Consider the following 19,781-nt stretch of genomic DNA (forward strand, 5'->3'; position numbering starts at 1 on the left):
CTCAGGGCTCCGTGCGCGCCAACGGGGCGCCGCCGACGACCTCGGCGGCCCACTGCGGCGCGATCAGTTCGTCGACCACCTTCTGCACGTCCACGCCCGGCCGCACCAGGCGCTCGTCCGCCAGGACCGACGCCGCGGCCTTGAGCGCGGCGACCTGTTCGGCGCCCGGCAGCGGCTGGCTGAAATCGGTGCGCGACAGTTGCAGGCGAGCCACTTCCAGCGGCAGGCCGGCTTCCTCGGCAAGCAGTTGCGCGGCCTCGTCGGGATGCCCGATCACCCAGTGGCGCGCCTGCTCGTAGGCCGCCAGCACCTGGCGGATCAGTTGCGGGTGGTGTTCGGCGAAATCCTCGCGGACGTTGAGCACGCCGTAGCTGTTGAAGCCGAGGTTGCGGTAGAGCAGCCGCGAGCCGGCCTGCAACTCGCTGGCCGCCATGTGCGGATCGAGCCCGGCCCAGGCGTCGACCTGGCCCTTCTCCAGGGCTACCCGCCCGTCGGGATGCTGCAGGTGGACGATACGCAGGTCGTTCTTGTCCAGGCCCACGCTGTGCAGGCTGCGGAGCAGGAACAGGTAGGGATCGGTGCCCTTGGTGGCAGCCACCTTGCGCCCCTTGAGCTCGGCGAGGCTGCGGATCGGCGAATCCTTGCGCACCAGCAGCGCGGTCCACTCCGGGCGGCTAGCGACGTATACGGTACGTACCGGGCTGCCGTTGGCCCGCGCGAGCACCGCGGCGAGGCCGGCGGTCGAGGCGAAATCGACGCTGCCGGCGTTGAGGTACTCCAGGGAACGGTTGCTGCCCTGGCTGAACACCCAGCGCACCCGGGTGCCGCTGCCGTCCAGGCTTTTCTCCAGCCAGCCGAACTTCCTGAGCGCCAGGCTGGTGGGGGCGTAGTAGGCATAGTCGAGACGGATTTCAGCGGGGGCGTCGGCGGCCTCTGCCGCGGGAAACACGGCAAGAACGGCGAACAGGGCCAGCCAGGCCCGGCAGCGACGGAGAGCGGCGATCATGCGTCTGCTCCTGGAAGGAGGTGGATGAGCGAGCCTTCTCCCCGTCTGGCGGGCAAGTCAGAGCCGGTTTCGGAAATGGATGGCGGATAAAAAGCGTCGCGGCGACGCGCTGGCGCAAATAAAAAAGAGGGCCGGTCGAAACCGGCCAAAAACCCTGCTCGTGGCTAAACAGCGTTGCATGACGGCACGCACCGTCGAATAAAAGGTCCCGCCTGCCGTGCCTGCCCATGCAGGCGGGACGAATCCGGCCTCAGCGGTTGGGCTGGGGCGTCAGGCGCAGGTAGGGCTTCACCGCGCGGTAGCCTTTGGGGAAACGCCGCTTGATCTCTTCCTCGTCCTTCAGCGAAGGCACGATCACCACCTCGTCGCCGTCCTCCCAGTTGGCCGGCGTGGCGACCTTGTGCTCGTCGGTCAGTTGCAGCGAATCGATCACCCGGAGGATCTCGTTGAAATTGCGCCCGGTGCTCGCCGGGTAGGTGATGATCAGGCGCACCTTCTTGTTCGGGTCGATGATGAACAGCGAACGCACGGTCAGCGTGTCGTTGGCGTTCGGGTGGATCAGGTCGTAGAGTTCGGAAACCTTGCGGTCGGCGTCGGCGATGATCGGGAAATTGACCCGGGTGTCCTGGGTCTCGTTGATATCGTCGATCCACTTCAGGTGCGACTCCACCGGATCCACCGACAGCGCCAGGACCTTGACTCCTCGCTGGGCGAACTGGTCCTTGAGCTTGGCGGTGAAACCCAGCTCGGTGGTGCACACCGGGGTGAAGTCGGCCGGGTGGGAGAACAGCACGCCCCAGCTGTCGCCCAGCCACTCGTGGAGGCGGATGCGCCCTTCGCTGGAGTCCTGTTCGAAATCGGGGGCGATGTCGCCGAGTCTGAGGCTCATGGGGTCACTCCTTGTTCGTGTTGGAGCCCACTATGCCCAAGGCCGGCTGACGTTAAAAAGAATAAATTCAGATTTTCTTATAACAAAAAAATAGAATACCCAACCCTTCGCCTGGAAATCCGTCTCCTTTCGTCCGCCGGCCTGCCGCCCGGCCAACCCCCGCCTACACTGAAAACACCTTGGCCCGCTATCCAGGAGTCGCCGTCATGTTGGGGAAACGTTCCACCGATCCCACACCGGCCACCCGCTTTCGCAGCGATCGCATAAGTTCGGTGAATGGGCAGTACTTCTTCTCCACCCGCGAAGGGACCCTGGAAGGTCCCTATTTCACCCGTTTCGACGCGGAGCGGGAAATCGACGCGTATATCCGCAGGATGCGCCAATCGGCGGAAATCCAGGCGCCGGGTTCCCGCTGAAACGATACAGGCGCTGAATTTATTTCCCGGCGGCTGAAACGTTCAAGAAAGGGAAGGCAGGTATTCTCGGCGGAACGCCGAGGCAAATGTCACCGCATGTGAACGCACTCACATCGGGGGTGAGTTCCAGTATCATTCACCCGGTGAATACCTGCCATGTCGTGCGTATCCACGCTTCTCCACGTTTTCTAGCGGTAAATCCATGAAAAAAATCTTATTGATGCTTTTGTGCGTCAGCGTGCTGGGTTGCTCCAAAAACAGCGTCGAATCGGAAAAACCGGTCGACGTGCTCCTGATCGGTGGCGGCATCATGAGCGCCACCCTGGGTACCTATCTGAACGAACTGGAACCGGGCTGGACCATCGAGATGGTCGAGCGCCTGGACAAGGTCGCCGAGGAAAGCTCCAACGGCTGGAACAACGCGGGCACCGGTCACTCGGCGTTCTGCGAACTGAACTACACCAGCGAGGCCGCGGACGGCTCGATGGATATCAGCAAGGCGGTGGCGATCAACGAGAACTTCGAGATCTCCAAGCAGTTCTGGGCCTACCAGGTCGACCGCAAGGTACTGAACGATCCGAAGTCGTTCATCAACAACGTCCCGCACATGAGCTTCGTCTGGGGCGACGACAACGTCGCCTTCCTCAAGAAGCGCCACGCCGCCCTGCAGCACAGCTCGCTGTTCCGCGGCATGGAGTACTCGGAAGACCCCGAGCAGATCAAGCAGTGGGTGCCGCTGGTGATGGAAGGCCGCGAGCCGGGGCAGAAGATCGCCGCCACGCGCATGTCGATCGGCACCGACGTCAACTTCGGCGAGATCACCCGCCAACTGGTGGGCTCGCTGTCGGCCAAGGACACCTTCAAGCTGCGCCTGCAACATGAGGTCCGCGACCTCAAGCGCAACGACGACAACACCTGGACCGTGACCATGGCCGACCTGGCCAACGGCGACAAGGAAACCAGCGTCAAGGCCAGGTTCGTCTTCATCGGCGCCGGCGGCGGTGCGCTGAAGCTGCTGCAGATGTCCGGCATCCCCGAGGCCGAAGGCTACGCCGGCTTCCCGGTGGGCGGTTCGTTCCTCGCCACCACCAACCCGGACGTGGTCAAGCGCCACCTGGCCAAGGTCTACGGCAAGGCTTCGGTGGGCTCGCCGCCGATGTCGGTGCCGCACCTCGACACCCGCATGATCGACGGCAAGCCGGTGCTGCTGTTCGGTCCGTTCGCCACCTTCTCCACCAAGTTCCTGAAGAACGGCTCGCTGTGGGACCTGCCGGGCTCGGTGACCAGCGGCAACATCGGCCCGATGTTCAACGCCGGCATCGACAACTTCGATCTCAGCCAGTACCTGATCGGCCAGCTGATGCTCAGCCAGGACGACCGCATGGCCTCGCTGCGCGAGTACTTCCCGGAAGCCCGCGACGAGGACTGGAAGCTGGTGCAGGCCGGCCAGCGCGTGCAGATCATCAAGAAGGACGCCGAGAAAGGCGGCGTGCTGCAATTCGGCACCGAAGTGGTGACCGCCGCCGACGGCTCCGTCGCCGCCCTGCTCGGCGCCTCGCCGGGCGCCTCGACCGCCGCGCCGATCATGCTGTCGGTGCTGGAGAAGGCCTTCAAGGACAAGGTCGCCACCCCCGAGTGGCAGGCACGCCTGAAGGAAATCGTGCCGTCTTACGGGCGCAAGCTGAACAACGACATCGAGCTGACCAACAGCACCCGTGCCTGGAGCAGCGAGCGCCTGCAACTGATCCACGTGCCGGTACAGCCGGAGGCCTGATCGGCCACCGACGCGCGCGCATGAAAAAGCCCGGCAATAGCCGGGCTTTTTTGGGTTGGAGTTCGTCTTGCGGGGCGGCGCATCGGCGCAGCGCCGCTGGTGCCACTCGTCCTACCTGGCCAGGGGAGAAGGGAGTGATTGCGCCCACCCGCGATATCACGCCCCTCCTTCGAGCCTGGCCAGGCGCTCCTCCAGCGCCGCCAGGCGCGTCTCCAGCTCGGCGATCCGCGCTTCCGCATCGGCCGACAGGGCCGGCGCGGCGCGCTCCGGGTCGCTGCCCATCGCCGCCACGGCGGCCTCGAGGTCGGCCTGGCTGCCGAGCAAGTGCATGTAGCGGTCCTCGCGCTGCCCGGCGCGACGCTCCAGGTGCACGGCCAGGCCACGACCGGCGAGGCGCTCCAGGTGGTGGCGGATCTGCTCGACGTCGTCGAAATCGTGCAGGCGATTGCTGCGGGTAAGCAGTTCGTTGAGGGTCTGCGGGCCGCGCAGGAACAACAGACCGAGCAACGCCACCTGCGGCGCTACCAGCTCCAGGCCCTTGCCCAGAGTGTGCTCCCAGCGGTCGGCGCGGCTGCCCATCACCAGCCTGACCAGGCCGCGCCCCTCGAGCTGGCGCAGGCTCTGGCCGACCTGGCCGGGCGTGAGGTTCATCACCGGATCGCGGCTGGTCTTCTGGTTGCAGGCCAGGACCAGGGCATTAAGGGTCAGCGGGTAGGTTTCCGGGGTGGTCGCCTGCTTCTCGACGAGGCTGCCGAGAATCCGTGCATCGACGGCGCTCAGCGGGTCGTCGACGAACGGCGAGTTGGGCTCGGTGGACATCGCTACATCCCTATGCAAGGAAAAGGCGCCTAGCCTAGCGCGAGTCACCGGGGATGGCACGGAGCATCATGTAAATAAACCCACGAGGCGGGCCCCGGCCTGCGGGGCCCGCCGGCGCGCACGGGCTCAGCGTACGGCTTCGAACAGCCCGCTGGCGCCCATGCCGCCGCCGACGCACATGGTCACCACGCCGTAGCGCAGGTTGCGCCGGCGCAGTTCGCGGACCAGGTGGCCGACCTGGCGCGAGCCGGTCATGCCGAACGGGTGGCCGATGGCGATGGAGCCGCCGTTGACGTTGTACTTCTCGTTGTCGATCTCCAGCCGGTCGCGGCAATACAGGCACTGCGAGGCGAAGGCTTCGTTGAGTTCCCAGAGATCGACGTCGGCGATCTTCAGCCCCTTCGCCTTGAGCAGCTTCGGCACCGAGAACACCGGACCGATGCCCATTTCGTCCGGCTCGCAGCCGGCTACGGTGAAGCCACGGAAGAAGGCCTTCGGCTCCAGGCCCAGCGCCAGCGCTTTCTCCAGGCTCATCAGCAGGGTCATCGAGGCGCCGTCGGAGAGTTGCGAGGCGTTGCCGGCGGTGACCGAACCGTCCTCGGCGAACGCCGGTTTCAGCGAGGCCAGGCCTTCGAGGGTGGTGTCCGGGCGGTTGCAGTCGTCGCGGTCGACCACTCCGTCGAGTATCTGCTTCTCGCCGCTGGCCTTGTCCTCCACCGCGTAGCGGGTGGTCATCGGCACGATCTCGTCGGCGAACAGCCCTTCCGCCTGGGCTCGCGCCATCCGCTGCTGGCTCTGCAGGGCGTAGGCGTCCTGGGCCTCGCGGGTGACGCCGTAGCGACGGGCGACGATCTCGGCGGTCTGCCCCATGGGGTAGTAGATACCCGGCACTTCCCTTTGCAGCAGCGGGTTCACCAGGTGGTCGGTGTTGACGCTCTTCAGGGTCAGGGTGATCGACTCGACGCCGCCGGCGACGATCACCTCGCTGCAACCGGAAGCGATCTGGTTGGCGGCGATGGCGATCGCCTGCAGGCCGGAGGAACAGTAGCGGTTGAGGGTCATCCCCGGTACCTGGATGCCGAGGCCGGAGAGCACCGCCACGTTGCGCCCGATGTTGTGGCCCTGGGCGCCTTCGTTGGAACCGGCGCCGACGATGCAGTCATCCACCAGCAGCGGGTCGAGGTCGTTGCGCGCCAGTAGCGCGTCGACGCAGTGGGCGGCCATGTCGTCCGGCCGGGTCAGGTTGAACTTGCCGCGGAAGGACTTGGCCAGGCCGGTCCGGACGCTGTCGACGATCACCACTTCACGCATGGGGGAACCCTCGCTGTTATTGTCGAGCGGCCGCCGGGGCAGCGGCCGGATCGAGCGAGGATAAGGCGAGGCAATCGCGCGAGGCACCGATCATTCATCCGGCGTATGCGTCGCCATCCCCTGGAGAGGACGGCGCCGCATTCCGGCAGGCCTCACTTGTCCTTCTTGTACGCCGCTTCGATGGCGTCGTTGATGGTGCGCAGCACCTTGACCCGGGCGAAGCGCTTGTCGTTGGCTTCGACCAGGGTCCAGGGCGCGATCTCGGTGCTGGTACGGTCGACCATGTCGCCCACCGCGTCCACGTACTGGTCCCACTTGTCGCGGTTGCGCCAGTCTTCCTCGGTGATCTTGTAGCGCTTGTAGGGGGTTTTCTCGCGCTCCTTGAAGCGCTCCATCTGGGTCTGCTTGTCGATCGCCAGCCAGAACTTCACCACGATTATCCCGTACTCGCTGAGCTGCTCCTCGAAGTCGTTGATCTCGCCATAGGCGCGCAGCCAGTCGGCCGGTGTGCAGAAGCCCTCGATGCGCTCCACCAGCACGCGGCCATACCAGGAACGGTCGAAGATAGTGAACTGGCGGCGCGCCGGAATGTGCCGCCAGAAGCGCCAGAGATAGGGCTGCGCGCGCTCCTCTTCGGTCGGCGCGGCGATCGGCACGATATGGTACTGGCGCGGGTCCAGCGCGTCGGTAACGCGGCGGATGGCGCCGCCCTTGCCGGCCGCGTCGTTACCCTCGAACACCGCGACCAGCGAATGCTGGCGGAAGCGCTTGTCGCGGATCAGCCCGGCCAGGCGCGCCTGCTCGGCGGCGAGCTGCTCCTTGTAGGCGTCCTTGTCCAGGTACTGGCCCAGGTCCAGGGAGTCCAGCAGGCCGCGGTTGTCCAGGCTCGACACCAGCGGCGCGGCGTGCGGCTGGCGCTTGGCGCGCTCCTTGGTGGCCAGCGCGGCCTGCAACCCTTCGAGGAGAATGCGGCCGACGGTCAGGGCGCGGTAGCGCTCGTCCACGCCTTCCACCACGTACCAGGGCGCGTAGTCCCGGCTGGTGCGGCGCAGCACGCGCTCGCCGTAATGCACGAAGCGGTCGTAGACCTCGCTCTGCTTCCAGTCCAGCGGACTGAGCTTCCAGCTGTGCTGCGGGTCCTTCTCCAGGGCCTTGAGACGCTCCTTCAACTGTTTCTTGGAGAGGTGGAACCAGAACTTGAAGAGCAGCGCGCCTTCGTCGCAGAGCATGCGCTCGAAGCGTTCGGCGGCATCGATGGCCTGGTCCAGCTTGGCCTCCTTGATATGCCCCTCGACCCGCGCGTAGAGCATCTGGCTGTACCAGTTGCCGAAGAAGATACCGGTCCGCCCCTTGGGCGGCAGGCGCCGCCAGAAGCGCCACTGCGGCGGCCGCTCCAGTTCCTCGTCGGAGGGACGGAGGAAGCTCTGCACCTCGATCAGGCGCGGGTCCATCCACTCGTTGAGCAGCTTGACCGTCTCGCCCTTGCCGGCGCCCTCGATGCCGTTGATCAGGATGATCACCGGGAAGCGCGCCTGCTGCTTGAGCTCGAACTGCGCCTCCAGCAGCGCTTCGCGCAACTCGATGACGGCCTTCTCGTAGGTGTCCTTGTCGATGCTGTGGCCAACTTCCGCGGATTCGAACATGGAGGTCTCCCTTAACCTGAGTCCTTCAAGGTAGCGGATCGGCGTGCGGCTGTCTGCGCGGCGCCGCGGCATGTTCGCGCAGCGCCTCGCCGCTGGCCGGCAAAGCCCCGTAAAATGCGCCATCCGCTTTTTCAGGTCCTGCCATGTCCGACTTCCAGCATGCCCAGCTCGACTGGGACGAAAACGGCCAGCCGCTGTCCCGCGCCTTCGGCGACGTATATTTTTCCCGGCATTCCGGGCTGAACGAGACGCGCCATGTGTTCCTCGCCACCAACCGCCTGGCCGAGCGCTTCGCCGCGCTGGGCGACGGCGAGGTGCTGTGCATCGGCGAGACCGGCTTCGGCACCGGACTGAACTTCCTCTGCGCCTGGCAGCTGTTCGAGCGGGTCGCGCCGGCCGGCGCGCGCCTGGAGTTCGTCAGCGTGGAGAAATTCCCCCTCGCCGCCACCGACCTGCGCCGCGCCCTGGCGCTATGGCCGGAACTGGCGCCCTGGAGCGAAGCCCTGCTGGGCCAGTACCTCGCCGTGCACCCGGGCTTCCAGCGCCTGGCGTTCGCGGGCGCAAGGGTCGGCCTGAGCCTGCTGCTGGGCGATGCCCTGGAGTGCCTGCCGCAGCTCGACGCGCGGGTCGACGCCTGGTTCCTCGATGGCTTCGCCCCGGCGAAGAACCCGGACATGTGGTCGCCCGCGCTGTTCGCCGAACTGGCGCGTCTGTCGGCGCCGCAGGCGACCCTGGGCACTTTCACCAGCGCCGGTTTCGTCCGCCGCGGGCTGATCGAGGCCGGTTTCGCCATGCAACGGGTACCGGGCTACGGGCAGAAGCGCGAGATGCTCAGCGGCACCTACCAGGGGCCGCCGGCGAACGCCGGCAAGCCCTGGTACGCGCGCCCCGCGCCCCACGCCGGGCGCCGCGCGGCACTGGTGGTCGGCGGCGGCCTGGCCGGCTGCGCCAGCGCCGCCAGCCTCGCCGCGCGCGGCTGGCAGGTGACCCTGATCGAGCGCCATCCCGGCCTTGCCCGGGAAGCCTCGGGCAACCCCCAGGGCGTGCTCTACCTGAAACTCTCGGCCCACGGCACGCCGCTGTCGCGCCTGGTGCTCAGCGGCTTCGGCCATACCCGCCGGCTGCTCGAACGCCTGCGGCGCGGCCACGACTGGGACGCCTGCGGCGTACTGCAACTGGCCTTCGACGCCAAGGAAGCGCAACGCCAGGCGCAACTGGCCGCAGCCTTCCCCGCCGACCTGCTGCACGGCCTGGACCGCGAGCAGGCCGAGCGCCTCGCCGGCGTCGCCCTGCCCGCCGGCGGCCTGTTCTATCCCGAGGCCGGCTGGGTCCATCCGCCCGCGCTGTGCCAGGCCCTGGCCGCCACCCCCGGAATCACCCTGCTGAGCGGCCGGGCGGTACGCTTGCGCCGCGAGGGCGACGACTGGTGCGCCTACGCCGGCGACGAATGCCTGGCCCGCGCGCCACTCGCGATCCTCGCCACCGCCGCCGACATCCGCGACTTCCCGCCCGCCGCCGAGCTACCGCTGAAGCGCATCCGCGGGCAGGTCACCCGCCTGCCGGCCACCCCGCAAAGCCGGGCGCTGCGCACCGTGGTCTGCGCCGAGGGCTACGTCGCACCGCCGCGTGGCGACGAACACACCCTCGGCGCCAGCTTCGACTTCAAGAGCGAAGACCTGGCGCCGACCCTCGCCGAACACCAGGGCAACCTCGAACTGCTGCGGGAAATATCCCCCGACATGTTGCAGCGCCTGGGCGCCGACGACCTGCCGCTGGAGCGCCTGGAAGGCCGCGCGGCATTCCGCTGCACCAGCCCCGACTACCTGCCCCTGGTAGGCCCGCTGGCCGAGCGCGCGGCCTTCGACGAGGCCTACGCGGTGCTCGCCCGCGACGCCCGCCAGGTGCCGGAGCGGGCCTGCCCCTGGCTGCCAGGCCTGTACCTGAACAGCGGCCACGGCTCGCGCGGGCTGATCAGCGCACCGCTGTCCGGCGAGCTGCTGGCGGCGTGGATCTGCGGCGAGCCGCTGCCGCTGCCGCGCGCGGTGGCCGAGGCCTGCCACCCGAACCGCTTCCTGCTGCGCGACCTGGTGCGCGGGCAGCGCGGCTGAAGCCCCGGGCGCACCGATTTGCGCTACCCTTCGGGCCTGCCGCACGCGCAGGCCATACCGGACTACCGGCTGGCTCACCCGCGGAAATAGTTGATCGACGATGGATGTACTGCTCTTCGAATCGCTGGGCATCGGCGCCGTTCTCGGCCTGCTGCTCGGCCTCACCGGCGCCGGCGGCTCGCTGGTCGCCCTGCCCCTGCTGCTCAGCCTGCACCTGCCGCTGCGCGACGCCATCGGCGTGAGCCTCGGCGCGGTCGCCCTGTCGGCGCTGATCGGCGCCATCCCGCGCGCGCGCCAGGGCCAGGTGGCCTGGCGGCCAGTGCTGGTCCTGGCGCTGGCCGGCCTGCCGAGCAACGCCGTCGGCCAATGGCTCGGCCGCTTCGTCCCGGAAGGCGTGCTGATCGTCGCCTTCTGCCTGCTGGTGCTCTGGTCGGCCTGGCGCATGTGGCGCGGCGCCGGGATGAAACGCGAGGCCAGCGACCAGGCACGGACCCTGCCGCTGCTCGGCATCGGCCTGGCGGTCGGCTTGCTGTCGGGATTGATGGGCGTGGGCGGCGGCTTCCTGGTGGTGCCGGGGCTACTCTGGTTCACCCCGCTGTCGATGATGGCCGCCACCGCCACCTCGATGGCGGTGATCGCGCTGGTCTCCGGCGGCGGCTTCCTCATCTACCTGACCGGCGCCCACCCGCCGCTGCCGCTGCTCGGCGGCCTCGCCGCCGGCGGCGCGGTCGGCGTGCTCGGCGGCAACCTGCTGGCGCAGCGCCTCGGCGGCCCGACCCTGCAACGCCTGTTCGCGCTGATGCTGGTGGCGGTGAGCTTTTCCCTGGCGGCGCAGAAGCTCTACGGCGGGTAGTTTTCCTCGGCGGCCGGGGCACCGGGGAAGCGGCGTTATACGCCCTACGCGGAGGTCATGCCATGGCGTAGGGCGGATAACCGCAACGCGCTTGTCCACCAGCCTGCACCGACAAGGCATCGGCAGGTTCGCCAGGTAAAGACCGCCGACGCGACTGTCTTTCGTAGCGAACCTGGCGCCCTCACTCTTCTTCGACGTCCTCTTCCGGCAGGCCGAACAGGTCGGCCGCGCGCAGCAGCGCGGCCAGCAGGCCGTGGCGCTCCCACTCGGGCAACGCGGCGAAGCGCTCGATCACGTACTCCGGCAACAGCGGCGGCGCCTCCGCCAGGGCTTCATGGCCGGCCGGGTCGAGGTGCAGCCAGGACTTGCGCCGGTCCTGTTCGTCGCGCCGACGATAGAGCAGGCCGCGTCCTTCGAGGCGGTCGAGCACGCCGGAAAGCGATGCCTGGGACAGGCTGACCAGCTTGGCCAGTTGCGTCGCGGTCAGCTCTCCCTCCACCGCCAGGACGTGCAGGATCAGCAATTGCAGCGGAGTCAGGCCGCCGTATCGGCTGAGACGCTTGGAGTGGATTTCGGCGGCCTGCTGGAGACGGCGAATGGCGCGAAAAATAGCGAGCGAATAGGTATCGGCAGCGGTCTTATTACTTTCAACCATAATAAATTCTTCGTTAAGGGTCCTGATAGGCCCGGAAAATTCGTATAGAACTCCTTCCAACTGTAACGGTCCTCTGTTAGGTAAGTCATGTACCCGGAAGGGGTACGCAACCCATTTCCCCAACGGAGAACCGGTAAGGAATATGTGCGGCATATCAGGAGAGTTTCGTTTCGACAACCAGGCAGCCGACCTCGCAGCGGTCGAACGCATCACCCACCACCTGGCCCCTCGCGGCCCCGACGCCTGGGGCTTCCACGCCCAGGGTCCGATCGCCCTCGGACATCGACGGCTGAAGATCATGGACCTGGCGGAAGCTTCCGGCCAACCGATGATCGATCCCGATCTCGGCCTGGCCATGGTGTTCAATGGCGCCATCTACAACTACCCCGAACTGCGTGGCGAACTGGAAAGCCTTGGCTATCGGTTCTTCTCCGGCGGCGACACCGAAGTTCTCTTGAAGGGGTACCATGCCTGGGGCGCCGATTTATTGCCCCGGCTCAATGGGATGTTCGCCTTCGCCGTCTGGGAGCGCGATCGCCAGCGGCTGTTCCTGGCCCGCGACCGCCTCGGCATCAAGCCGCTCTACTACAGCCTCGACCGCTCGCGCCTGCGCTTCGCCTCGAGCCTGCCGGCCCTGCTCAAGGGCGGCGACATCGACAGCGACCTCGATCCGCAGGCGCTGAATTTCTACCTCAACTTCCACGCCGTGGTTCCCGCCCCGCACACCTTGCTGGAGGGCGTGAAGAAGCTGCCGCCGGCGACCTGGATGAGCGTCGACCTCGACGGTAGCTGCGAACAGCACACCTGGTGGACGCTGGACTACGGCCCGCGCCCGGACGAGCGCGAGCTGACGCTCGACGACTGGCAGGAGCGCGTCCTCGACGGCCTCCGCGAAGCGGTGGCGATCCGCCAGCGCGCCGCCCGCGAGGTCGGCGTGCTGCTCTCCGGCGGGGTCGATTCGAGCCTGCTGGTGGGCCTGCTGCACGAGGCCGGGGTGGACAACCTGCTGACCTTCTCCATCGGCTTCGAGGATGCCGGCGGCGAGCGCGGCGACGAGTTCCAGTATTCCGACCTGATCGCCGAGCGCTACCACACCCGCCACCATCGCCTGCGCATCGGCGAACACGAAGTGATCGAGCAGTTGCCGGCGGCCTTCCGCGCCATGAGCGAGCCGATGGTCAGCCACGACTGCATCGCCTTCTACCTGCTCTCGCGGGAAGTCTCGAAGCACTGCAAGGTGGTGCAGAGCGGCCAGGGCGCCGACGAGCTGTTCGCCGGCTACCACTGGTATCCGAAGGTGGATGGCGCCGACGACGCCTTCGCCGCGTACCGCGCGGCGTTCTTCGACCGCGACCACGAGGAATACCTGGCCACCGTCGGCGAGCGCTTCCACGTCGAGGACGTCGCCGGGCGCTTCGTCCGCGACCACTTCGCCAGCCCCGGCGCCGAGGCCGCGGTGGACAAGGCGCTGCGCCTGGACAGCACGATCATGCTGGTCGACGACCCGGTCAAGCGGGTCGACAACATGACCATGGCCTGGGGCCTGGAAGCCCGCGTGCCGTTCCTCGACTACCGCCTGGCCGAGCTGTCGGCGCGCATTCCCGCCCGCTTCAAGCTCGGCGACGGCGGCAAGCAGGTGCTCAAGGGCGCCGCGCGCAAGGTGATTCCCAGCGAAGTCATCGACCGGCCCAAGGGCTACTTCCCGGTGCCCGGCCTCAAGCACCTGCAGGGCCGCACCCGCGAATGGGTACGCGAACTGCTGCTCGACCCGAGCCAGGACCGCGGCCTGTTCCAGCCGGCGATATTCGATCGCCTGCTGAGCGATCCGGACGGCGACCTCACACCGCTGCGCGGCTCCAAGCTGTGGCAGCTGGCCGCCCTCAACCTCTGGCTCAGCGAACAGGGACTTTGAAAATGGGCCCCCAACGCAGGGGCCCGAACCAGGAGCGATCATGAAAGGCCACTTGCATCTGCCTCACCCGCACAACCAGCGCCTGCAACGTATCCAGGCGCCCACCTACGAACGCCTCCAGGCGCGTCTCGCCGAAGATCACAGCGAGCCCACCGAGAAACCGCTGAGCATCCACTGCGGCTGGGGCCGCCTGCTGATCGGGCAGACCTACCCGGACGCCGAGGAACTGGCCCGCGACCTGTTGCAGGAAGCCCCCGGCGAACGCGACATCGCGCTCTACGTGGCGGCGCCGCAGCAGGTCCTGGCCCACGCCCCGCAGCAGCTCTTCCTCGATCCCTCGGATACCCTGCGCCTGTGGTTCACCGACTACCGCCCGGCGCGCCGTCCGCCACGTGGTTTCCGCATCCGCCGGGTGCATACCGAGGAGGACTGGGCGGCGATCAACCGCCTGTACCTGGCGCGCGGCATGCTTCCGGTGCAGACCGAGCGCCTCAGCCCGCGCCACCAGGGCGGGCCGATCTACTGGCTGGCCGAGGACGCCGACACTGGCGTCGCGGTAGGCACGGTGATGGGCCTCAACCACGCCAAGGCGTTCCAGGACCCGGAGGGCGGCTCCAGCCTCTGGTGCCTGGCGGTGGACCCGCAATGCAGCCGACCGGGCGTCGGCGAAGCGTTGGTGCGGCACCTGGTCGAGCACTTCATGAGCCGCGAGCTGGCCTACCTCGACCTCTCGGTGCTGCACAACAACCAGCAGGCCAAGGCGCTCTACCGCAAGCTCGGCTTCCGCGAACTGGCGACCTTCACCATCAAGCGCAAGAACGGCATCAACCAGTCGCTGTTCCTCGGTCCGGGCCCCGAGGAAGACCTCAACCCCTACGCCCGGATCATCGTCGACGAGGCCCACCGGCGCGGCATCGAGGTACGCGTCGACGACGCCGAGGGCGGCCTGTTCACCCTGACCCAGGGCGGCCGGCAGATCCGCTGCCGCGAATCGCTCTCCGACCTGACCACGGCGGTAAGCATGACCCTCTGCCAGGACAAGGTCCTCACCCACCGCGCCCTGCAGCGCGCCGGCCTGCGCCAGCCACAGCAGCGCCTGGCCGGCAGCGCGGAAGAAAACGCTGCATTCCTCGCCGAGCACGCTTCGCTGGTGGTCAAGCCGGTGGACGGCGAGCAGGGCCAGGGCGTGGCGGTGGACCTGCGCACCGCGGAAGAGGTCGAGGAGGCCATCGAGGCCGCCCGCCATTTCGATTCGCGCGTGCTGCTGGAGAGCTACCACGCCGGCCACGACCTGCGCGTGCTGGTGATCGGCTACGAGGTAGTGGCCGCCGCCATCCGTCGTCCCGCCGCGGTGATCGGCGACGGCCGGCACAGCATCCGCGAGCTGATCGAGGCGCAGAGCCGCCGGCGCCAGGCCGCCACTGGCGGGGAAAGCCGCATTCCGCTCGACCACGAGACCGAGCGCACCCTGCGGGCCGCGGGCTATGGCTACGACGACGTGCTGCCCAGCGGCGAACACCTGGCCGTGCGGCGCACCGCCAACCTGCACACCGGCGGCATCCTCGAGGACGTCACCGACGCCCTCCATCCGGCCCTCCGCGAGGCCGCGATCCAGGCCGCGCGGGCCCTGGAAATACCGGTGGTGGGCCTGGACTTCCTGGTCGAGGCCGCCGACCAGCCCGACTACGTGATCATCGAAGCCAACGAGCGCGCCGGCCTGGCCAACCACGAGCCGCAGCCGACCGCCGAACGCTTCGTCGATCTTCTCTTCCCCCTCAGCCGCGAGGTGCCTTCATGACCCCTCTGCCACAACCGGACCTCAACTACCTGCAACGGGTGCTGCTGGAGATGCTCGCCATCCCCAGCCCCACCGGCTTCACCGATACCATCGTGCGCTATGTCGCCGAGCAGCTCGATGAACTTGGCGTGCCCTTCGAGATGACTCGCCGGGGAACCATCCGCGCGACCCTGCAGGGCCGCCTGAATACCCCGGACCGGGCGGTTTCCGCGCATCTCGACACGATCGGCGCACTGGTCCGCGAGATCAAGCCCAACGGCCGCCTCGGCCTGGCCCCGGTAGGCTGCTGGTCGAGCCGTTTCGCCGAGGGTAGCCGGGTCACGGTGTTCACCGAACAGGGCGTGTTCCGCGGCAGCGTGCTGCCGCTGCTGGCCTCGGGCCACGCCTTCAATACCGAGGTGGACAACCTGAAGATCAGCTGGGACAACATCGAGCTGCGTCTCGACGCCTATACCGCCAGCCGCGCCGACAGCGAGAGCCTGGGCATCTCGGTGGGCGACTACGTGGCCTTCGATCCGCTGCCGGAGTTCACCGAGAGCGGCCATATCAGCGCCCGCCACCTGGACGACAAGGCCGGGGTCGCGGCGCTGCTGGCGGCGCTGAAGGCGGTCAAGGAAAGCGGCCAGGAGCCGCCGATCGACTGCCACCCGCTGTTCACCATCACCGAGGAAGTCGGTTCCGGCGCCGCCGGCGCCCTGCCCTGGGACGTCAGCGAGTTCGTCGGCATCGACATCGCCCCGGTGGCCGAAGGCCAGAATTCCAACGAACACAGCGTCAGCGTGGCCATGCAGGACTCCGGCGGGCCCTACGACTTCCATCTGTCGCGGCACCTGCTGCGGCTCGGCGAGCGCCACGACATCGCCCTGCGTCGCGACCTGTTCCGCTACTACCACAGCGACGCTCAGTCGGCGATCGCCGCCGGCCACGACACCCGCGCCGCGCTGCTGGCGTTCGGCTGCGACGCCACCCACGGCTACGAGCGCACGCACATCGACAGTCTCGCCGCGCTGAGCCGGCTGCTCACCGCCTACATCCTCAGCCCGCCGGTCTTCGCCAGCGACGCCAAGCCCCGGGAAACCTCGCTGGAACGCTTCAACAAGCAGCTCGAGCATCCGGTGCACATGGAAAGCTGCACCCACGTCCCGCCGGTGGACGAAGTGCTCGACAGCAGCAACAACAGCGACAAGGACTGAACCCGCGCCGGCCTCCCCGCACCCGGGGAGGCCGCCCTCCTCTCCAGCCAACTGCTAGGCTGATGGCAGGTTCCCTCGCCTGTCTCGTTTCCTCCGTAGCATCATGCGTGCCGACTCGTGTCCATGGAGTAGTTGCATGTCCCGACTCTGCCTGGTCCTGCTGTTGCTCTGCTGCGCGCTGCCGGCCCGGGCGCAGCCGCCCGCGCCGCTGGACGGAGAGGACCTGCGCCTGTCCCTGGGCGAGTACGCCGAGTACTACCGCGACGCCGGCGGCAAGGCGCATCTGGGCGACATCCTCGCCTTGCCGGCCCAGGCCTTCGCCTCCCTGCGCGGCGACCACGCGAACTTCGGCAAGAACGCCGCGGCCTGGTGGTTCAGGGTGCGCCTGGACAACCGCAACGGCACCGACCTGGCCGGTTTCCTGGAGATCAACTACCCGCTGCTGGACGACCTCAAGGTCTACCTGCTGACCGCCGATGGGCGCATCGAACAGCAGGAGAGCGGCGACCTGTTCGCCTTCTCCCAGCGCCCGGTGCAAGTGCGCAACTTCTGGTTCCCGCTGCGACTGCCGCCCGGCGAGAGCACCCTGCTGCTACGCGTGCAGAGCACCAGCACCGTCTACGTGCCGCTGTACTTCAGCACCTACGCGGCCAGCGCGGCCAGCCAGGAAACCCTGATGGGCTTCAACGGGGCCTTCTACGGGGTGCTGTTCGGGTTGTTCTGCTACAACCTGTTCCTCTTCGTCTCGCTGCGCGAGGCCACCTATGCCTGGTACCTGCTGTACAACCTCAGCCTCGGCCTGTTTTCCGCCAGCTTCGACGGCCTGCTGTTCAAGCTGCTGCCCGGACACGTGGCGCTGGAGTCGGTCGGCATCTACCTGCTGATGTACCTGAGCTGCCTGGTGTCGATCCAGTTCAGCCGCGGCTACCTCTACACCCGCCGCGACTTCCCGCGCCTCGACCGCTTCCTCCGCGGCCTGCTGCTGGCCTGCGTGGTCCTGTTGGCCAGCGAGCCGCTGGTGGGGCTGCGCGCCTGGAACGTCCTCGCCAGCCTGACGGTGATGCTGGTATCCCTCAGCCTGCTGCTGGCCGGCGTCCACGTCTGGCGCCAGGGGCTGCGCTACGGCCTCTACTACATCCTGGCCTGGGGCGCGCTGCTGCTGTCGTTCCTGGTCACCACCGCCGCCTCGCTGGGCTTCGAACTGTTCGGCCTGTTCGGCAGCAGCGTGGTCAAGATCGGCATGACCGTGGAACTGGTGACCCTGTCCATCGGACTCGCCGACCGCATCAATGCGCTCAAGGAGGAAGGCTTCCGCTCGCGCCAGGCGGCCGAGCAGGCGCGGGTGGAGAACGAGGCGAAGAGCCGCTTCCTGGCGAAGATGAGCCATGAGATCCGCACTCCGCTGAACGGCGTGCTGGGCATGCTGCAACTGCTCCGCGACACCCCGCTGGACCGCGGCCAGGCGGCCTGCGTGGAGACCATCGCCAGCTCCGGCAGCGCGCTGATGTCGGTGATCAACGATATCCTCGACTACGCTCGCATCGAGTCCGGCAAGCTGCACCTGGAGCGCATCGACTTCGACCTGGAGGAACTGCTCTCCGACACCCTGGCGCTGTTCAGCGCCCAGGCCGTGGAAAAACGCCTGCGCCTGCATCTCGGCCTGGACAGGGGCGTGCCGCGCCGCCTCAACGGCGACCCGACGCGGTTGCGCCAGGTACTGATGAACCTGCTCAGCAACGCCCTCAAGTTCACCGCCGAAGGCCATGTCGCCGTGCGCGTGCAGCGGCGCTTCGACGAGGGCGGACGCGAGCGCCTGCTGTACAGCGTCAGCGACAGCGGCATCGGGATATCCGCCCAGGCGCAGAAGACTCTGTTCGAATCCTTCTCCCAGGCCGATTCCAGCACCACCCGCCGCTACGGCGGCAGCGGCCTGGGCCTGGCGATCAGCCGCGAACTGGTGCAGATGATGGGCGGGCGCATCGAGGTGAGCAGCGAGCCGGGCAAGGGTACCCGGTTCAGCGTCGACCTGCCGCTCAGCCCCGCCCTCGACCCCGGCGAAGCGGACGAACTGGCGCAACTGCTGCAACACCGTCCGGCCCTGCTGGCCAGCGAGGACAACCTGACCCTCGACTGCCTGCAGGCATTGCTGGAGCGTTGGGGACTGCGGGTCGAACGCTGCCTGCAGCCGAGACGGCTGAACGCCTATCTGGAGGACTTCAGCGCACCGCCCCTGCTGGTCCTGGCGGCGCCCTGGCCGGGACCGCCGTCGATCTGGCTGGACACCCTCTATGCGCAACTGGAGCAAGGCCAGCGCATCCTCCTGCTATGCCCGCCGCAGCACTGCCAGGACCTGCCGCCGCACGAAGGCCTGCGCCTGCTGGCCCTGGCCCAGCCGGTGGCGGTGAAGGCCCTGCGCGAAGCCCTGCTGGAACTGTACCGGGAGCGGCGCCGACAGCCAGGGCGGAGCAGCGAGGTGGCCCCGGACGAACGCCTGGACGCCCCATGCATCCTGGTCGCCGAGGACAACCCGGTGAACCAGCTGGTGGTGCGCGGCTTCCTCGCCAAGCGCGGTTACGCGGTGCGCCTGGCCGGCAATGGACGGCTCGCGCTGGACGAGTACCTGCGCGACCCGAACGGCATCCAGTTGATCCTGATGGATGGCGAGATGCCGGAAATGGACGGCTTCGAGGCGACCCGCCTGATCCGCCGGGAGGAACGTACCCAAGGCTGGCCGCGCGTACCGATCGTCGCCCTGACCGCGCACATCCTCGACGAACACCGCCGGGCCGGAATCGAGGCCGGCATGGACGCCTACCTCGGCAAGCCGGTGGACCGGGCGGAACTCTATGCCACCCTCGAACGCCTGCTCGGCCAGCCTTCGCGACAGGCATGACAGTGCGCGATGCGTCGCGCTAGCATTCGCCGCCATACCGGAGTACCGCCAATGCTGATCCCCCACGACCTGCTCGAAGCCGACACCCTGAACAACCTGCTGGAAGACTTCGTCACCCGCGAAGGCACCGACAATGGCGACGAGACCCCTCTGGACGTGCGTGTAGAACGCGCCCGGCATGCCTTGCGGCGGGGCGAGGCGGTGATCCTGTTCGACCCGGAGAGCCAGCAGTGCCAATTGATGTTGCGCAGCGAGGTGCCTGCGGAGCTGTTGCGCGACTGAGTCGCGGTATCGACCCACCTGGCGGGGCGGGTTCGCCGCCCTGCACACCCCGGAAATGCCGGACAGCGCTCCAGCTCCGCAGGGCGAATAACCGCTCGCGGTCATCCGCCGCTCATCCGCTACATCGGCGGATAACGCCCATGGCGTTATTCGCCCTACACGACCCGAAAAAGCCGGACTGCGCCCCAGCTCCGTAGGGCGAATAACCGCTCGCGGTCATCCGCCGCTC

At 67.8% G+C, this 19,781-nt stretch carries 15 protein-coding genes; 9 read left to right on the forward strand and 6 right to left on the reverse strand.

The annotated features are described in order from the left end of the window. Position 1: 1 nt before the first annotated feature. Positions 2-1,006: an aliphatic sulfonate ABC transporter substrate-binding protein gene (locus HMPREF2886_RS25140; protein WP_033968491.1), complete on the reverse strand. Its 1,005-nt coding sequence runs from the start codon at positions 1,004-1,006 to the stop codon at positions 2-4. Positions 1,007-1,256: 250 nt separating this feature from the next. Further along, the gene (locus HMPREF2886_RS25145; RefSeq protein ID WP_003102302.1) at positions 1,257-1,895 is read right to left on the reverse strand and encodes a peroxiredoxin; all 639 of its coding nucleotides are present in this window, start codon (positions 1,893-1,895) and stop codon (positions 1,257-1,259) included. 206 nt (positions 1,896-2,101) lie between these two features. Between HMPREF2886_RS25145 and HMPREF2886_RS25150 the strand changes: the two genes are divergently transcribed. Together HMPREF2886_RS25150 and HMPREF2886_RS25155 are read left to right on the forward strand one after the other, a co-directional pair. Further along, the gene (locus HMPREF2886_RS25150) at positions 2,102-2,311 is read left to right on the forward strand and encodes a DUF6316 family protein (protein ID WP_016263198.1); all 210 of its coding nucleotides are present in this window, start codon (positions 2,102-2,104) and stop codon (positions 2,309-2,311) included. A 202-nt stretch (positions 2,312-2,513) separates the two neighbouring features. Further along, positions 2,514-4,085 (forward strand): malate:quinone oxidoreductase, encoded by a 1,572-nt coding sequence (locus HMPREF2886_RS25155; RefSeq protein ID WP_003102300.1) that lies wholly within the window; start codon positions 2,514-2,516, stop codon positions 4,083-4,085. A gap of 156 nt (positions 4,086-4,241) precedes the next feature. Here HMPREF2886_RS25155 and HMPREF2886_RS25160 read toward each other — a convergent pair whose 3' ends face one another. From HMPREF2886_RS25160 to pap, 3 genes are all read right to left on the reverse strand, one after another. Next, complete coding sequence (locus tag HMPREF2886_RS25160) at positions 4,242-4,904, reverse strand: YceH family protein (RefSeq protein WP_033968489.1); 663 nt, start codon at positions 4,902-4,904, stop codon at positions 4,242-4,244. 126 nt (positions 4,905-5,030) lie between these two features. Next, on the reverse strand, positions 5,031-6,215 hold the full coding sequence (locus HMPREF2886_RS25165; protein ID WP_033968488.1) for a thiolase family protein: 1,185 nt from the start codon (positions 6,213-6,215) through the stop codon (positions 5,031-5,033). Positions 6,216-6,367: 152 nt separating this feature from the next. After that, entirely contained in the window at positions 6,368-7,858 is a 1,491-nt protein-coding gene (pap, locus tag HMPREF2886_RS25170) for a polyphosphate:AMP phosphotransferase (RefSeq protein WP_033975548.1), read from the reverse strand. A 143-nt stretch (positions 7,859-8,001) separates the two neighbouring features. Between pap and mnmC the strand changes: the two genes are divergently transcribed. Next, the gene (mnmC, locus tag HMPREF2886_RS25175; protein ID WP_070748600.1) at positions 8,002-9,966 is read left to right on the forward strand and encodes a bifunctional tRNA (5-methylaminomethyl-2-thiouridine)(34)-methyltransferase MnmC2/FAD-dependent 5-carboxymethylaminomethyl-2-thiouridine(34) oxidoreductase MnmC1; all 1,965 of its coding nucleotides are present in this window, start codon (positions 8,002-8,004) and stop codon (positions 9,964-9,966) included. A 100-nt stretch (positions 9,967-10,066) separates the two neighbouring features. After that, positions 10,067-10,819: a sulfite exporter TauE/SafE family protein gene (locus HMPREF2886_RS25180; RefSeq protein WP_033968482.1), complete on the forward strand. Its 753-nt coding sequence runs from the start codon at positions 10,067-10,069 to the stop codon at positions 10,817-10,819. Between the two features lie 181 nt (positions 10,820-11,000). Here HMPREF2886_RS25180 and HMPREF2886_RS25185 read toward each other — a convergent pair whose 3' ends face one another. Then, positions 11,001-11,474, reverse strand: a complete 474-nt coding sequence (locus HMPREF2886_RS25185) for a MarR family winged helix-turn-helix transcriptional regulator (protein WP_003091943.1) — start codon at positions 11,472-11,474, stop codon at positions 11,001-11,003. Between the two features lie 142 nt (positions 11,475-11,616). Between HMPREF2886_RS25185 and HMPREF2886_RS25190 the strand changes: the two genes are divergently transcribed. The 5 genes from HMPREF2886_RS25190 (at position 11,617) to HMPREF2886_RS25210 (ending at position 19,552) form a co-directional block, all read left to right on the forward strand. After that, positions 11,617-13,386 (forward strand): N-acetylglutaminylglutamine amidotransferase, encoded by a 1,770-nt coding sequence (locus HMPREF2886_RS25190; protein WP_070748602.1) that lies wholly within the window; start codon positions 11,617-11,619, stop codon positions 13,384-13,386. A 40-nt stretch (positions 13,387-13,426) separates the two neighbouring features. Next, complete coding sequence (gene ngg / locus HMPREF2886_RS25195; protein WP_033975551.1) at positions 13,427-15,184, forward strand: N-acetylglutaminylglutamine synthetase; 1,758 nt, start codon at positions 13,427-13,429, stop codon at positions 15,182-15,184. Next, entirely contained in the window at positions 15,181-16,377 is a 1,197-nt protein-coding gene (locus HMPREF2886_RS25200; RefSeq protein ID WP_003091951.1) for an osmoprotectant NAGGN system M42 family peptidase, read from the forward strand. The genes ngg and HMPREF2886_RS25200 overlap by 4 nt, the downstream gene beginning before the upstream one ends. A 136-nt stretch (positions 16,378-16,513) precedes the next feature. Then, positions 16,514-19,270 carry a hybrid sensor histidine kinase/response regulator gene (locus tag HMPREF2886_RS25205; protein WP_033975553.1) on the forward strand — a complete coding sequence of 919 codons (2,757 nt, stop codon included), beginning with the start codon at positions 16,514-16,516 and terminating at the stop codon, positions 19,268-19,270. Between the two features lie 51 nt (positions 19,271-19,321). Continuing rightward, positions 19,322-19,552 carry a YheU family protein gene (locus tag HMPREF2886_RS25210; protein WP_003091959.1) on the forward strand — a complete coding sequence of 77 codons (231 nt, stop codon included), beginning with the start codon at positions 19,322-19,324 and terminating at the stop codon, positions 19,550-19,552. The last annotated feature ends 229 nt before the right edge of the window (positions 19,553-19,781 follow it).

The sequence above is a fragment of the Pseudomonas sp. HMSC066A08 genome (genome assembly GCF_001813025.1).
Classification (GTDB): Bacteria; Pseudomonadota; Gammaproteobacteria; order Pseudomonadales; family Pseudomonadaceae; genus Pseudomonas; species Pseudomonas aeruginosa.